At 65.6% G+C, this 15,020-nt stretch carries 11 protein-coding genes; 1 reads left to right on the forward strand and 10 read right to left on the reverse strand.

The genetic code is table 11. The annotated features are described in order from the left end of the window. Positions 1-58: 58 nt before the first annotated feature. Genes RH91_RS12875 through cyoA form a run of 7 tightly spaced genes read right to left on the reverse strand, consistent with a single transcriptional unit; the run spans position 59 to position 6,742 of the window. Positions 59-592 (reverse strand): response regulator transcription factor, encoded by a 534-nt coding sequence (locus tag RH91_RS12875; RefSeq protein WP_010163208.1) that lies wholly within the window; start codon positions 590-592, stop codon positions 59-61. Next, positions 582-1,895 (reverse strand): ATP-binding protein, encoded by a 1,314-nt coding sequence (locus RH91_RS12880; RefSeq protein WP_010163209.1) that lies wholly within the window; start codon positions 1,893-1,895, stop codon positions 582-584. The genes RH91_RS12875 and RH91_RS12880 overlap by 11 nt, the downstream gene beginning before the upstream one ends. Continuing rightward, positions 1,892-2,593, reverse strand: a complete 702-nt coding sequence (locus RH91_RS12885; RefSeq protein WP_037478759.1) for an SURF1 family protein — start codon at positions 2,591-2,593, stop codon at positions 1,892-1,894. Before RH91_RS12885 ends, RH91_RS12880 begins: the two co-directional genes overlap by 4 nt. Further along, positions 2,590-3,000: a cytochrome o ubiquinol oxidase subunit IV gene (cyoD, locus tag RH91_RS12890; protein WP_010163211.1), complete on the reverse strand. Its 411-nt coding sequence runs from the start codon at positions 2,998-3,000 to the stop codon at positions 2,590-2,592. Before cyoD ends, RH91_RS12885 begins: the two co-directional genes overlap by 4 nt. Continuing rightward, positions 2,997-3,620 (reverse strand): cytochrome o ubiquinol oxidase subunit III, encoded by a 624-nt coding sequence (gene cyoC / locus RH91_RS12895; protein ID WP_010163212.1) that lies wholly within the window; start codon positions 3,618-3,620, stop codon positions 2,997-2,999. The genes cyoD and cyoC overlap by 4 nt, the downstream gene beginning before the upstream one ends. Next, the gene (gene cyoB / locus RH91_RS12900; protein WP_010163213.1) at positions 3,617-5,623 is read right to left on the reverse strand and encodes a cytochrome o ubiquinol oxidase subunit I; all 2,007 of its coding nucleotides are present in this window, start codon (positions 5,621-5,623) and stop codon (positions 3,617-3,619) included. Before cyoB ends, cyoC begins: the two co-directional genes overlap by 4 nt. 12 nt (positions 5,624-5,635) lie before the next feature. Next, complete coding sequence (gene cyoA, locus RH91_RS12905; protein ID WP_442852546.1) at positions 5,636-6,742, reverse strand: ubiquinol oxidase subunit II; 1,107 nt, start codon at positions 6,740-6,742, stop codon at positions 5,636-5,638. Between the two features lie 126 nt (positions 6,743-6,868). Here cyoA and RH91_RS12910 point away from each other — a divergent pair, with 126 nt between their 5' ends. Further along, positions 6,869-8,203, forward strand: coding sequence for an MFS transporter (locus RH91_RS12910; RefSeq protein ID WP_010163217.1), 1,335 nt, complete (start codon positions 6,869-6,871; stop codon positions 8,201-8,203). 78 nt (positions 8,204-8,281) lie between these two features. On the opposite strand, the gene RH91_RS12915 is transcribed toward RH91_RS12910, so the two are convergent. From RH91_RS12915 to RH91_RS12925, 3 genes are all read right to left on the reverse strand, one after another. Further along, positions 8,282-11,395, reverse strand: coding sequence for a helicase-related protein (locus RH91_RS12915; protein ID WP_010163218.1), 3,114 nt, complete (start codon positions 11,393-11,395; stop codon positions 8,282-8,284). Between the two features lie 231 nt (positions 11,396-11,626). Next, positions 11,627-13,963 (reverse strand): transketolase, encoded by a 2,337-nt coding sequence (locus RH91_RS12920; protein WP_010163219.1) that lies wholly within the window; start codon positions 13,961-13,963, stop codon positions 11,627-11,629. A 43-nt stretch (positions 13,964-14,006) separates the two neighbouring features. Then, positions 14,007-14,885 carry a LysR substrate-binding domain-containing protein gene (locus RH91_RS12925; protein WP_010163220.1) on the reverse strand — a complete coding sequence of 293 codons (879 nt, stop codon included), beginning with the start codon at positions 14,883-14,885 and terminating at the stop codon, positions 14,007-14,009. Positions 14,886-15,020 lie beyond the last annotated feature (135 nt).

The following is a 15,020-nucleotide window of genomic DNA, read 5'->3' on the forward strand; positions in this document are numbered from 1 at the left end:
CAGCAGATGCATTACCTACCCGCATTCTTTTAAAGATCAGTGAATTCCGTCGGGCGTCCTATACGATCCGGCGCTTCTCGAGCTTCCGCGCCAGCGTCCGGCGATGCATACCGAGGCGGCGCGCAGTTTCCGATACGTTGAAGCCCGTAGCCGCCAGCGTCTCGTTGATCCGTTCCCATTCGATCGTCTTGATCGAGGTCTGTCGGTCGCCAATCGGTGCATCCGCGTCGCCCAGCGTCATCCCGAACGCGCGTTCGATATCGTCGGTATTGGCGGGCTTGGCGAGATAGGAGGTCGCGCCAAGCTTGATCGCCTGCACCGCGGTGGTGATGCTCGCATAGCCGGTCAGCACGACGATCACCGTATCGGGGTCGTGCGCGCGCAGCGTCTCGACACAGACGAGCCCGGAGCTGTTCGCGAGCTTGAGATCGACCACGGCGTAATCGGGCGTGCGCGCGGCGAGCAAGGCGGGGAGGTCGCTTGGCCCCTCGGCCAGCACGACCTCGTAATCCCGCCGCCGGAACGAGCGTTGCAGCGTGCGCGCGAAGGCGGCGTCATCCTCGATGATCAGCAGCAGCGGGTTACTCGCCATCGTCCTCTCCTCCCAGCGCGATCGCGGCGAGCGGCAGGCGGAACGTCACCTCCGCGCCGCTGCGGGGCTGGTTCCGCGCGGTCAGCGATCCATCGAGCTTGCGCGCGACGTTGCTTGCGAGAAACAGCCCCATGCCACGACCGAGCTCGGGCTTGGTGCTGTTGTACGGCTTGCCGATGCTCGCGAGTTGATGCGCGGCGAACCCGGGCCCGGCGTCGCGGACCGTCAGCACGACGTCGTCGGCGTCGCGGGTCAGCGCGATCTCGATCCGCTGCGGCGAATATTCCGCGGCATTGTCGAGCATGTTGAAGACCGCCTGTTGCAGGACGACGTCCGACACGATCGGCACGTCCTCGCCGAACTGGTCGGTGTAGATCGCATTGGCGAAGCTGCGCGCCGCGATCCAGTCGGCGACGACGCGGTCGACGAAGGAGCGCACCGTCGTCGCGGCGGATTGTTCGCCGCGCGCATCGCCCGAGGACAGCAGGATGCTCGTGACGATCGCCTTGCAGCGTTGCACCTCGGCCTGCATCTCCTCGATATCGTTGAGCAGATCGGGATGTTGCGCGAGCAGGCGGCTGCGGCGCCAGTCGCCGAGGATCACCGACAGAGAGGACAGTGGCGTACCGAGCTCGTGCGCCGCACCCGAGGCTAGCATGCCGATCCGGACGATATGTTCTTCCTCGACCGCGTGGCGTTCGACATTGGCAAGCCGATTGTCCTGCGCCCGCAAATTCGCGTTGATCCGCCCGACGAAGGCCACCAGCAGCACCGCAACCAACGCGAAACAGACCCACATGCCTTGCACGTGCAACGCGAACAGCGAGCGGTCGAACCCGGCGGGCAGCGTGATCGGCTGGTAGAAGGCGGTGAGGACGGCGAACGACAGGCTGGTCGCGGCAACGATCGTCCATGCCGACCAGCTCGCCAGCAGCACCGATCCAAGCACGACCTGCAGCAGGAAAAGCGAGACGAACGGGTTGGTCGCGCCCCCGCTCAGATACAGTTGCGCGCTGAGCGCCAGCACGTCGAGCAGCAGCCCGCCGAACAACGCTCCGTTGGTGATCGGGCGGTCGAGCCGCAGCCGCAACAGGCTTCCGGCATTGAGGATGACGAGTCCGGTCAGCACGCTGAGCATCGCCATCATCGGGAGGCGGATGCCGAAGACCACGTGAGTCAGCAGGATCGTGCCGAGCTGTCCCGCCACCGCCATCCAGCGGAGTTCGACGAGTTGCAGCATGTTCGCATGGCCGGCGGTCTGCAGCGCGGGCAGACCGCGCAGGCTGGCGATCGCGCGGCTCACGCGGCGGGGGTGTGCCGCTGCCGCTCGACGCGGATCCAGTAGATCAACCCGGCGATGCCCATGAGGGCAAGAATGTACCATGTCACCGCATAAGCAAGGTGGCTGTTGGGAAAATGGATCACCGTAAGACCGCCGACGGGCGCGCCGGGGCGGGGGTCACTGGCATCGGCGTCGATGAAATAGGGCAGGGCGGGCGAGACCGCGCGCCGCGTGGCGATTGCGGCGACGTCGCGCGAATACCAGCGGTCGGTTGCCGGGACGTTGCTGCGCAGGAAGCCGCCACCTGGCTCGGTCAGGCGGAGCAGCCCGGTGATCGTCGTGGTGCCCGCCACCGGTGGGAGCGCCGCGCGGGCGGGGACGTAGCCGCGATTGATCAGGACGATCGATCCGTCGCCGCGCCGCAGCGGCGTGATCGCCCAGAAACCGGGACCGCGCACGGTCGAGGCCTGGACGAACGTATCCCGCCCCGAGAGATAATCGCCGGTAACCCGTACCCGGCGGTAGGCGTCGTCCTTGCCGGCGGTGGCGGGTGCCGCGACGGGCGCGGCGTGGACCCGCGCGTCGACCCGCGCGATCAGGTCCAGCTTCCACGCTCGGCGCTGGACCTGCCATGTCCCGAGACCGATCAGCGCGGCGATGACCGCGAGCCAGACCACGGTAACCGCGCCCCGCACGAAGCCACGGCGCGGTGTGCTCACCCCATCTGGCTCATGTCTTGGGCGGGCATCATGTTGGCGTTCATGTGATACATCACCCACAGCGACCCGCTGAGCGCGATCCCGACGATGACGATCGTGAAGATCAACGCCATCATCGACCAGCCGCCTTCAGCGCGCCGGTTCATGTGCAGGAAGAAGATCATGTGGACGACCATCTGCACCGCGGCGAACGCCATGATGATCAGCGCGGTCGCCTGATTGGTCAGCGTGCGCGTCATCACCAACCAGAACGGGATCGCGGTGAGGATCACCGACAGGCCGAAACCGATCCCGTAGCTCTTGTACGAGCCGTGCGACTCTTCGTGGGCGAGATCGTCGTGATGGCCGTTGCCGTGGGGCGCGCCGTGGTGCGCGTCGTGCGCGGCGTGGTGGAGGTCGGCGCTCATCGCAGCATTCCCATGAGATAGACGAAGGTGAAGACGCCGATCCAGATGACGTCGAGGAAGTGCCAGAACAGGCTGAGGCACATCAGGCGACGCTGGTTGGCGGGGATCAGGCCCTTGACCTGGATCTGCACCATCAGCGTGAACAGCCAGACCAGCCCGAAGGTGACGTGGAGCCCGTGCGTTGCGACCAGCGTGAAGAACGACGAGAGGAACGCACTGCGCTGTGGCGTCGCGCCTTCGTGGATCAGGTTTGCGAACTCGTAGAGCTCGATGCTGATGAACGCGATCCCGAACGCTGCCGTCACCGCGAGCCATGCCTGGGTCGCGCCGACCTTCTTGTTGACCATCGACAGCATCGCAAAGCCGTAGGTGATCGACGAGAACAGCAGCATCGACGTGTTGACCGCGACCAGCGGCAGCTCGAACAGCTGCTTCGGCCCCGGACCGCCGGCGTAGCTGGTCCCCAGCACGCCGTAGGTCGCGAACAGCATCGCAAAGATCAGGCAGTCACTCATCAGGTAGAGCCAGAAGCCGAGCATCGTGCTCGACCCCTCTGCGTGATGCAGCTCCTCGGCGAGGTGGAACGTGTCGATGTCGTAATCGGACGAAGACGTGCTCATGCCTTTACCTCCGCGAGGGCCGCGGTGCGGGCTTCTTCCTTGGCGGTAACGGTCGCCGCAGGAATGTAGAAGTCGCGCTTGTAGATGAACGTATGGCCGATCGCGACGGCGAGGATGGCGACGAAGCTGACCGCCGCGAGCCACCAGACGTACCAGATCATGCCGACGCCGAAGGCCACGCACAGACCCGCGAGGATGACACCCGAACCGGTATTCGAGGGCATATGGATGTCCTTGTAACCGGTCGTCGGACGCTCGTAGCCGCGTGCCTTCATGTCCGCCCATGCATCGCCCTGGTGAATGACGGGCGTGAAGGCGAAGTTGTAATCTGGCGGCGGCGACGAGGTTGCCCATTCGAGCGTGCGGCCGTTCCACGGGTCACCGGTGGTGTCGCGCAGCTTCTCGCGATCGCGGATGCTGACCGCGAACTGGAGGAGCATGGCGGCAATGCCGGCAGCGACGAGGAGGGCACCGATCCCTGCGATGATGAACCAGATCTGCAGGCTCGGGTCATCGAAGGTGCGCAGGCGACGGGTGACGCCCATCAGGCCGAGCACGTAGAGCGGCATGAACGCGAGATAGAAGCCCACGACCCAGCACCAGAACGACACCTTGCCCCAGAACTCGTTGAGCTTGAACCCGAACGCCTTGGGGAACCAGTAGTTGATCCCGGCGAACGCCCCGAACACCACGCCGCCGATGATGACGTTGTGGAAATGCGCCACGAGGAACAGCGAGTTGTGGAGCACGAAGTCGGCCGGTGGCACTGCGAGCAGGACGCCGGTCATGCCGCCGATCGTGAAGGTGATCATGAACGCGATCGTCCACATCATCGGCAGTTCGAAGCGCACCCGGCCACGGTACATGGTGAACAGCCAGTTGAAGATCTTCGCGCCCGTCGGGATCGAGATGATCATCGTGGTGATGCCGAAGAACGAGTTGACGCTCGCGCCCGACCCCATGGTGAAGAAGTGGTGCAGCCACACGAGGTAGGCGAGCAGGGTGATGACCATGGTCGCATACACCATCGAGGTGTAGCCGAAGATGCGCTTGCCCGAGAAGGTCGAGGTGACCTCGCTGAACACGCCGAACATCGGCAGGATGAGGATGTAGACTTCCGGGTGACCCCAGATCCAGATCAGGTTGACGTACATCATCGGGTTGCCGCCGAGCGTGTTCGTGAAGAACGCGGTGTCGGCGTAACGGTCGAGGCTGAGCAGTGCCAGCACTGCGGTGAGGACGGGGAAGGCTGCGACGATCAGGATGTTGGTGCAGAGTGCGGTCCAGCAGAAGATCGGCATCTTCATCATGGTCATGCCCGGCGCGCGCATCTTGACGATGGTGGCGATCAGGTTGACGCCCGACAGCAGCGTGCCGACACCAGCGATCTGGAGCGACCAGATGTAATAGTCGACGCCGACGCCCGGGCTGAACCCGATGCCCGACAGCGGCGGCATGGCGAGCCAGCCGGTCTGCGCGAACTCGCCGACGAACAGGCTCATCATGATGATCACCGCGCCTGCGGTCGTCATCCAGAAGCTGAAGTTGTTGAGGAACGGGAAGGACACGTCGCGCGCACCGATCTGAAGCGGGACGACGTAGTTCATCAGACCCGTCACGAATGGCATCGCGACGAAGAAGATCATGATGACACCGTGCGCGGTGAACACCTGGTCATAGTGGTGCGCGTTGAGATAGCCTTCGGACCCGTTGAAGGCCATCGCCTGCTGGGCGCGCATCATGATCGCGTCCGAGAAGCCGCGGAGCAGCATCACGATCCCGAGGATCATGTACATGATGCCGATCTTCTTGTGATCGACGCTGGTGAACCACTCCTTCCAGAGATAGCCCCACAGTTTGAAGTAGGTGAGTGCCGACAGCAGCGCGATCCCGCCGAGCGCGACGCCACAGAATGTGGCGACGACGATCGGTTCATGGAGCGGGAGCGACTCAAGCGTGAAGCGGCCGAGGATCGGACTGACGTTGAGGGGTGAAGCTTGCATGGTACTGGCCATTTAGAGGGGGCGCTGCTTGGGCGTATTGGACTCATCGGGAGCCGAAGGTCCGCGTTGCGGAATGTCGGACGGGCTTTTCGGCGGTGCCTGACCGGCGTCGCGCGTCGTCAGCGGGGACGAGTTGCGTTTGCCTTCGGCGTGACCGCTGTTGGGCATGCCTTCCATCGCCGCGCTGTCCTGCATGTCTTTCTTCATCATGTCGCTCATGCAGGTCGTGCCGGGGCGGATGCACTGGTTGACGACCGCGCTGAAGATACCGGGATCGACGTTCGCGAACCGCATGACAGGAACCTTCTCCGATGGTTTCTCGAGCTTTAGATAATCAGCGCGCGTCAGGTTTCCACCGGCCGCCTTGTTGCGCGAGATCCAGGCGTTAAAATCGCCCTCGCTCAGCCCGTGGAATCGGAAGCGCATTCCCGAGAAGCCCGCGCCCGAATAGTTGGACGAGAAACCCTCGTAATTGCCCGGCTTGTTGATTACCGCGTTGAGCTGCGTCTCCATCGACGGCATCGCGTAAATCATGCCGGCGAGGGTGGGGACGTAGAACGCGTTCATCACCGAGGACGAACTGATGCGGAAATGGATCGGGCGATCGACCGGTGCGGCGAGCTCGTTGACCGTCGCAATGCCATATTGCGGATAGACGAACAGCCACTTCCAATCGAGCGCGATCACTTCGACCTCGAGCGGCTTGACGTTCGCGACCAGCGGCTTGCCGGCGGACAGGCGGGCAATCGGGCGGTACGGGTCGAGCAGATGCGTGCCCGTCCAGGTCACCGCGCCAAGGCAGATGACGATCAGCAGCGGTGCCGCCCAGATCAGCAGCTCGAGCTGCGACGAGTGATCCCAGTCGGGTTCGTACGTCGCGTCCTCGTTGGTCGACCGGTAACGCCAGGCGAACAGGCCAACGAGCCCGATGACCGGAACGACGATCAGCAGCATCAGCGCGGTGGCGAAGATCACCAGATCACGTTGCTGCAATGCAACGTCGCCGGCCGGGTTCATGACGACCATGTTGCATCCGCCAAGCAGCAGCGTGAGCGAACCCGCGGCCAGCAAGTGACGAATCGGGCGGCGGGGAATCGGGGGGAGTCGGAGGGATGCCATGGGGGCGCGCTATACACAGATGCTGCGCTGCGACATTGGACATTTTGTCCAATGCCCTAAAGCCGTGGTATAAGGCATAGGGTGAAACAACGACCGATCGTCCCACGGTCCAGGAAGACGCGAACGATGACAGCACAAACCGCCTCCCACACCGCCGAGCGCGATGCGCGGGCGATCAACGCCCGGCACGGGCATGGCGATGGCCATGTCGACCCGAACGAGATCGCAATCGGCGTCGTCATCGGGCGTACGTCCGAATTCTTCGACTTCTTCGTCTATGCGATCGCATCGGTGCTGGTGTTCCCGGCGCTGATCTTTCCGTTCGCGGATCGCCTGACGGGCACACTGTATTCCTTCGGCATCTTCGCGCTGGCATTCATCGCCCGTCCGATCGGGTCGATGATCTTCCTCGCGGTCGATCAGGTGCTCGGCCGTGGCACCAAGCTGACGATCGCCCTGTTCATGCTGGGCGGATCGACCGCCGCGGTCGCGTTCCTGCCCGGGTATGAGACGATCGGTGCCTGGGCGATCGTGCTGCTTGCGATCTTCCGCATCGGCCAGGGTATTGCGCTGGGTGGCGCATGGGACGGCCTCGCCTCGCTGCTCGCGCTCAATGCGCCCGAGAACAAGCGCGGCTGGTATGCAATGATTCCGCAGCTCGGCGCGCCGCTCGGGCTGATCGTGGCGAGCGCATTGTTCGCTTTCTTCCTCAGCACCTTGTCGCCCGCCGACTTCCTCGACTGGGGCTGGCGCTATCCGTTCTTCGTCGCCTTTGCGATCAACGTCGTGGCTCTCTTCGCCCGTCTCCGCATGGTGTCGACGCCGCATTACGAAGCCCTTTTCGAAAGCCGCGAACTCGAGCCGTCGCATGTGCTCGAGACGATCCGCAGCGATTGGCGCAACATTGTGATCGGGGCGTTCGCGCCGCTGGCGAGCTTTGCGCTGTTCCACATGGTCACCGTGTTTCCGCTGTCCTGGGTGCATCTCTTTACGAACCAGAAGCCGGAACGGTTCCTGTCGATCGAGATCCTCGGCGGCATCGTCGGCGTGGTCGGCGTGATCGCGTCTGGCCTGATCGCGGATCGGGTCGGGCGGCGCTACCTGCTCGGCGTGACCGCAGCCGGGATCGCGGCGTTCAGTGGCTTCGCACCGCAGTTGTTGAGCGCGGGATATGCCGGCGAAATGGCGTTCGTGCTGGTCGGCTTCGCGCTACTCGGCGTGGCGTTCGGCCAGTCGTCGGGGGCGGTCGCCGCGAATTTCGGCAGCACGCGGCGGTACACCGGGGCTGCGCTGACGTCGGATCTGGCGTGGCTGGTCGGCGCGGGCTTCGCGCCGCTCGTCGCACTCCTGCTGGCAAGCAACTTCGGTCTGCTGGCGGCAGGTGCCTATCTCCTGTCGGGTGCACTGGCGACGTTGATCGCGCTTGGGGTCAACAAGGAACTTGGTCGGCGGATCTCGTAAGAGCCGCCAGCACGCCTGCGCAGGGCGGGGCGGTACCAATGGCGCACTGCGCCACTGGTACCGCCCCGCCCTGACATGTCAGGCGACCAGTTCCTCCAGCAGCGTCTGGACCCGTTCGGTCCGCGTGCCTTCATCGGTCGGTTCCGCGAGCAGGAACCGACCGTTCTTCTCGACCAGACCAGCTTCCGCCGTATCCGCCGCAAAGTCGCGCCGCGGCGTTAGCGCGATTGCCTTGTCGCCGGCGTCGATCCGCTCCACCCGCGCATCGCGCGCCAGCAACCGGACGCGGGCCCGCGCCAGCAAGCCCGATGCATCGACCGGGAGCGCACCGAACCGGTCGACCAGCTCATCCTCGAATTCATCAAGCATCGAGCCGTCTGAGATGCGGCTGAGCCGGATATAGAGCGACAGCCGCACGTCATCCTCGGGGATCCAGTCCGCCGGGAAACCACCGGCCGGGCCGAGATGCAGTTCGGGCGTCCAGCGCTCGACATCCTCGCCTTGCGCCTTTCGCAGCGCACCGCTCAGCAAGTGCTGGTAGAGGTCGATACCGATCAGCTTGGTATGCCCCGCCTGCGTCTCGCCAAGCAGATCGCCCGCGCCGCGCATGTCGAGATCCTGCGCGCTGATGTCGAACCCGGCGCCAAGCCGGTCGAAGGTGGCCAGCGTTCGCAGCCGCTTGAACGTCCGCTCCGCGATCGCATGATCCGAGTCGGTGAGCAGCACGACCTGCCCACGCCGGTTGCCGCGCCCGACCCGACCCCGCAACTGATGCAATTGCGCCAGCCCGAAGCGGTCCGCGCGCCACACCACCATTGTGTTCGCGCGCGGCACGTCGAGCCCAGCTTCGATGATATTGGTGGCGAGCAACACGTCACCGTAGCCTTCGGAGAACGCGACCATCACCGAGTCGATGTCGGCGGCAGGCATCTTGCCGTGCGCCTCGACGATCGTGAGGTCGGGTGCCGCGCGCCGGAGCTTCTCGCCGACGCTCGCCATGTCCTCGATCCGCGGGACGACGACGAAGCTTTGTCCGCCGCGCCCCTTCTCGCGCAAGAGTGCGGTGCGGATCCGGACGTCGTCATAGTGGTCGAGGCTGGTGCGGATCGGCTGGCGACGTGCCGGCGGAGTCGCGATGATCGAGATCTGCTGCAACCCGACCAGCGCCATCTGGAGCGTCCGCGGGATCGGCGTTGCCGACAGCGTCAGCAGATGGACCTCGCCCGATCCGCGCAACCGCGCCTTGTCCGCCGCGCCGAAGCGCTGTTCCTCGTCGATGATGACGAGCCCGAGCTTTGCGTAGCTGACGCCTTTCGCCATCACCGCGCCGGTCCCGATCACGATCTGGATCGATCCGTCGGCAAGCCCGGCCTTGACTGCTTTCTTTTCCGCTGCGCTCGACAGGCGGGAGAGGCCCTCGACCGCAATCCCCGCGGCTTCGAAGCGTCGTCGGAAACTCTCGAGATGCTGCCGGACCAGCACGGTGGTCGGCGCTGCGACCACGACCTGATAGCCCGCGAGCGCGGCGATCGCCGCCGCGCGCAGCGCGACCTCGGTCTTGCCGTACCCGACATCACCGACGACGAGCCGATCCATCGGGGTGCCGTGCGCGAGATCCTGTCGGACTGCCGCGATGGCGCGGGTCTGGTCCGCGGTTTCGTTGAACGGAAAACCGTTCGCGAAACGTTCGTAGGCGGCAGGATCGGGGGTGAGGACCGACGCTTTCAACGTTGCGCGCATGGCGGCAAGCTCGGTCAGCCCGCGCGCGCTTTCGGCGATCGCCGCGTGGATGTCACCGCGCCGCTTGAGCCAGGACGAACCGTCGAGCTTGTCGAGCGTCACCGCCTCCGCATCCGCGCCATAGCGCCACAGGCGGTCGGCATCGTCGACCTCGACCAGCCGCCGCGCGCCGCCGGCATATTCGAGCACGATCATCTCGCCCGAAGTCGCCTCGGCACGGGGCGCCACTTCGAGCCCGAGGACCGTACCGACGCCGTGATCCTCATGCACTACGACATCGCCGATCCGGATCTCCGCGCCGCCTGCAAGCGGGTTCGCCGAGCCGGGTTGCGCGTCATCGAGCAACGCGCGGCTGCCGAGCAGGTCGGCAGCGGCGATCACGACCCGCTTGTCAACGACGAACCCGCAGTCGACCGGCATTGTCACGGTCGCGGCCATTCCCGGGGTGAGATCGCGGAGCGAGTCCCACGTGTCATGGTCGACGAACTCGACCCCGAGCCGTTGCCCGATCCGCGCGCGCAGGAACCGGATGTCGCGTTTGCTCCCCGCCAGCACCAGGGCATGATCGGCGAGCAGCGGTTTGGTGAAGCGCACCAGCTTGGCAAGCGGCGCCTTCACTTCCGCGAAACGGGGGACGTCCGCCACAGCGTCGTCGAACGCCAAGGGCGTCCAGCCGTTTAGCGCGGCGTGCCACTGGTCGTCGTCGATCGCGTCGATCTTGCCGGTGCCGCGTGCGGCGACGTCGCCGGCGAGCTTGACGAACCGGGCCCGACGGCTGTCGGCCTTGTCCGCCAGCACGATCCGGCCCGGCTGCAGATGCGCGAGGATCGCGACCGGGTCACCCAGCGGCGGTTCGGCGGCACGTCCGATTTCGAGCGTATCGAGCGACTCGAGCGTCCGTTGCGTCGCGGGGTCGAAGCAGTGGATCGCTGCGATCTTTTCGTCGATGACATCGATCCGCGCGGGGCGGACCGCGTCGGCCGGAAAAATGTCGATCACTTCGCCACGGACCGCAACTTCGCCCGGCTCGTCGACGCGGTCGTCGGTGACGTAGCCGAGGTCTGCAACCATCGGCGCGAACGCTTCGAGATCGATCGCGTCGCCGATCGCAAGCGCTGGGGGCGCGCGGTCGAACTGTTCCGCGGCGGGGTACCGGCGCGCCGCCGCTTCGCCGCTGAGGATCAGTGCGATCGCGTCGCGCTCCGCTCGAGTCTGCGCGACCCGCAGCGCATGGAGCGTCGCCACTCGCCGCCCGGCGTTGGCGGGAGAGGCGGGGGCGACGTCGCCCGGGAGCGTGTCGCTCGACGGGAGGAAGAAGACGCGGCTACGGTCGACGATTGCGGCAAGCGCGCAGGCCAGCGCGTCGGCCTGCTGATCGTCATTGGCGATGAAGACGAGATCGTCGTCGCGCAGGGCTTCGGCAATCCGGGTTGCGAGAAACGCGACGGTCATGCTGCCCCCCCGTTTTTTCGCGCGCCACGCGCTTCAGGCGTCATGCTCGGGGGCGTGTCTTGCAGAACGACCTGGATTGGTCCGGCAATGCTTTCCAGCGGAGTGTCCTTCGCGTCGGTTACAGGACTCGAGGAAACGCGCAGGCCGCTTTTAGAACCATTTCCAAGGGGGGAATTTTGCGCTGATCCAAAGCAAGCTTGACGGGACGCCGTCCCCCTTCGCCAAAGCGTCCTACAGCAGCAATTCCGCTACCGCATCGACGATCGCCTCGGCGTCGAGCCGGTAGAGCCGGTAAAGGTCCGGCAGGTCGCCAGTCTGCCCGAACCGGTCGGTCCCGAGCGGGCTGACGCGCATCCCGCGCACCCCGCCGAGCCACGACAGCGTCGACGGCGCGCCGTCGATCACCGTTACCAGCCCGGCACCAGGCGCGAGCCGGTCGAGGAGCGTCTCGGCGTGGCACGCCGCGCGCGTGTCCCCGGTCCAGCGTTGCGCGTGGCGGGCGGAAAAGCCGCGGTGCAGCAGGTCGGGCGACGTCACCATCAGCAAGCCGAGGCCCGGGACATCGTCGGCGAGGGCGGCATGCGCTTCAAGCACCTCGGGCGTCACCGCACCGGTGAAGACGATCGCGACATCGCGCGCGGCGCCGGGTTCAACCAGCCAATAGCCGCCCTCGAGCGCATCTGCCTTCCATCGATCATCCGTGCGCGTAACCTGCGGGATCGTGCGGGTGGACAGCCGCAGATAGGTCGATCCGCCGTCGTCCGCCTGGATCTGCTCGAACGCCCAGTGCATCATCAGCGCGAGTTCATCGGCGAAGGCAGGCTCGAAATAGGTAAGCCCCGGTTGCCCGATCCCGATCAGCGGCGAGTTGATCGACTGGTGCGCGCCGCCCTCCGGTCCGAGGGTCAGCCCCGAGGGAGTCGCCACCAGCAGGAAGCGCGCATCCTGGTAACAGGCGTAGTTGAGCGCATCGAGCCCCCGCGCGATGAACGGGTCGTAGACCGTCCCGATCGGCATCAGCCGGGTGCCGAACAGCGGTGCCGCAAGACCAAGCGCGGCGAGCATCAGGAACAGATTGTTCTCGGCGATGCCGAGTTCGATATGCTGCCCCGCGCCGTGGCCCGCCCATTTTTGCGCGGTCGGAATGCGGGCAGCCGAAAACACGTCCGCGAGTTCCTGCCGCCGGAATAGCCCGCGCTGGTTGACGAACGCGCCGAGGTTGGTCGAGACGGTCACGTCGGGCGAGGTCGTCACGATCCGGTCCGCGATCGGATGCCCGCTCTTGGCGAGATCGAGCAGGATTCGCCCGAACGCCGCCTGGGTCGACCACTCCGCGCCCTCTGGGGCGGGGAGCGCGTCGGGCAGCGGGATTGCGGGGGCGGTGGGAACGGGCCGTGCGGTGGCGAGCGCGCTGCGTTCGACCACCGAACGCGCCTGCGCCGCGACATTGTCGCCGAGGCCACCGTAAGGCGCCCATTCGTCGCCCTCGGCGATGCCGAGACGGTCGCGCAGCGCGTGGATCTGGCCGGGGTTCATCAGCCCCGAATGATTGTCCTTGTGACCCGCGAAGGGGAGGCCGTAGCCCTTGATCGTATAGGCGATGAACAAGGTCGGCACGTCGTCGCCACACCGCGCGAAGGCGTCGAGCAGCGTCTCGATGCAGTGCCCGCCGAGGTTGGTCATCAACGCCGCCAGCGCATCGTCGTCAAACGTGTCGATTAGCGCGAGGCTTTCGCCCGCACCTCCCAGGTCCGCGTGCAGGCGAGTGCGCCAGGCGGCCCCGCCCTGATAGGTCAGCGCGGCGAATTCGGCATTGGGGCAGGCGTCGATCCAGTCGGCAATCGCCTGTCCGCCGTCGCGCGCGAAGGCGTCGCGCTGGAGCTTGCCGTGTTTCAGCGTCTCGACGCGCCAGCCGCAGGTTTCGAAAATGTCGTCGAAGCGTCGGAACATCCGGTCCGCGGTCGTGCTGTCGAGTGACTGACGGTTATAGTCGACGATCCACCAGCAATTGCGGATGTCGTGCTTATACGATTCGATCAGGCATTCGTAGATATTGCCCTCGTCGAGTTCGGCATCGCCCATCAGCGCGATCATCCGCCCGGCGTCCGCTTCTGCGAGATCGCCGTGCGCGATCAGATAATCCTGGATCAGGCTGGCGAAGGCGGTGATCGCGACCCCGAGCCCGACCGACCCGGTCGAGAAGTCGACGGGGATCGAATCTTTGGTCCGGCTCGGATAGCTCTGCGCGCCGCCCAGCCCGCGATACCGCTGGAGCGCGTTGAGCGATTGCTGGCCCAGCAGGTAATGAATCGCGTGGAGCACCGGCCCGGCGTGCGGCTTGACCGCGACCTTGTCGTTCGGGCGGAGCGCGCCAAAGTACAGCGCGGTCATGATCGCGGTGATCGACGCGCAGCTCGCCTGATGCCCGCCGACCTTCAGCCCGTCGCGGCTCTCGCGGAGATGATTGGCGTTGTGGATCGTCCAGGACGAAAGCCAGCGCAGCCGCGTCTCGATCGTCTCGAGAATCGCGATGGTTTCGGCCTCGGGGCTCGGAGCGATCGTTTCCATCGCAACCAAATAGCGCGTCGCGCGGCGGATGCGACCGGAAAATTCAGCCCGTCTGCCGCGCCGCGAATTGCGCGATCAGCCAGCTCCGGAACAGGCTGATCGTCGGATCGTCGAGATCGTCCGCGCGCAATTTGAGATAATAGCCAAACCCGTCGTCGACCATCGTGTCATGCGGCACGACGAGCTTGCCCGCCGCGATCTCGGGCGCGAACATCGCGATGTCGGCGAGCGCGATCCCACCCGACTGCATCGCATAGGTCGCGGCAAGCGACAGCGTGTCGAACGCGAGCCCGCGATTGGTGTTGAGCTCGATCCCGCTGCTGCGTGCGAAGCTGCTCCACAGCAGCCCGCGCACCTCGCCGTCGAGGGTCACGTGCAGCAGGTCGTTGTCCGACAGGAACTGCTCGAGCGACTTGCCCGTGTTGGCCGCTGCCACGGCGGGGGAACAGACCGGCGCGACTCGGACCAGCCACAACAGGTCGGTGATCCGGTCGTCGATGTTCGGCCGGTCGAAGACGATCGCCATGTCGGTCTCGGTGGTCGGCATCCCCGTCACCGGGGAACTCGAAATGTCGATCCGCACGTCGGGATAGTCGCGATGAAACGCGCGGATCATCGGCATCACCACCTGTTGCAGCAGCGATGGCGGGATGTGGATCCGGATCGGGCGGCCGCTCAACGGATCGTGGCTTACCGCATTCATCGTCTGTTCCAGCAGGTCGAACGATCGCCGTACCTCAGGGAGCAGCGCCGCGCCCGCCGCAGTCAGCACGAGGCGCTGGCCCGAACGGTCGAACAGCTTCTGCCCCAACAGTTCCTCCAGGCTGATGATGTGCCGGCTGACGGCGCTTTGCGAGACATTGAGCGCCTGCGCCCCCGCGGTGAAGCTCATCTGCTGCCCGACCGCGTCGAAGGCGCGCAATGCGTTGAGCGGGAGCCAGCGGCGGTTGATGATCTTCGACTTGGCGATGGCCCGTTCCCCGAATGACTGCGACGCGCTGTATGGCGGGTATCAATCCGGTTCCACGCCTGAATGCAAGAGCATGGCCGGTTCGCC

Origin of the sequence: Sphingomonas sp. PAMC 26617 (genome assembly GCF_000242835.1) — a bacterium.
Classification (GTDB): domain Bacteria; phylum Pseudomonadota; class Alphaproteobacteria; order Sphingomonadales; family Sphingomonadaceae; genus Sphingomonas.

Bases quoted from the DNA above. Each gene is read 5' to 3' on its own strand.
- RH91_RS12875 (WP_010163208.1), bottom strand. From the start codon at position 592: ATGGCGAGTAACCCGCTGCTGCTGATCATCGAGGATGACGCCGCCTTC.
- cyoD (WP_010163211.1), bottom strand. From the start codon at position 3,000: ATGAGCGCCGACCTCCACCACGCCGCGCACGACGCGCACCACGGCGCG.
- cyoC (WP_010163212.1), bottom strand. From the start codon at position 3,620: ATGAGCACGTCTTCGTCCGATTACGACATCGACACGTTCCACCTCGCC.
- cyoB (WP_010163213.1), bottom strand. From the start codon at position 5,623: ATGCAAGCTTCACCCCTCAACGTCAGTCCGATCCTCGGCCGCTTCACG.
- cyoA (WP_442852546.1), bottom strand. From the start codon at position 6,742: ATGGCATCCCTCCGACTCCCCCCGATTCCCCGCCGCCCGATTCGTCAC.
- RH91_RS12910 (WP_010163217.1), top strand. From the start codon at position 6,869: ATGACAGCACAAACCGCCTCCCACACCGCCGAGCGCGATGCGCGGGCG.
- RH91_RS12915 (WP_010163218.1), bottom strand. From the start codon at position 11,395: ATGACCGTCGCGTTTCTCGCAACCCGGATTGCCGAAGCCCTGCGCGAC.
- RH91_RS12920 (WP_010163219.1), bottom strand. From the start codon at position 13,963: ATGGAAACGATCGCTCCGAGCCCCGAGGCCGAAACCATCGCGATTCTC.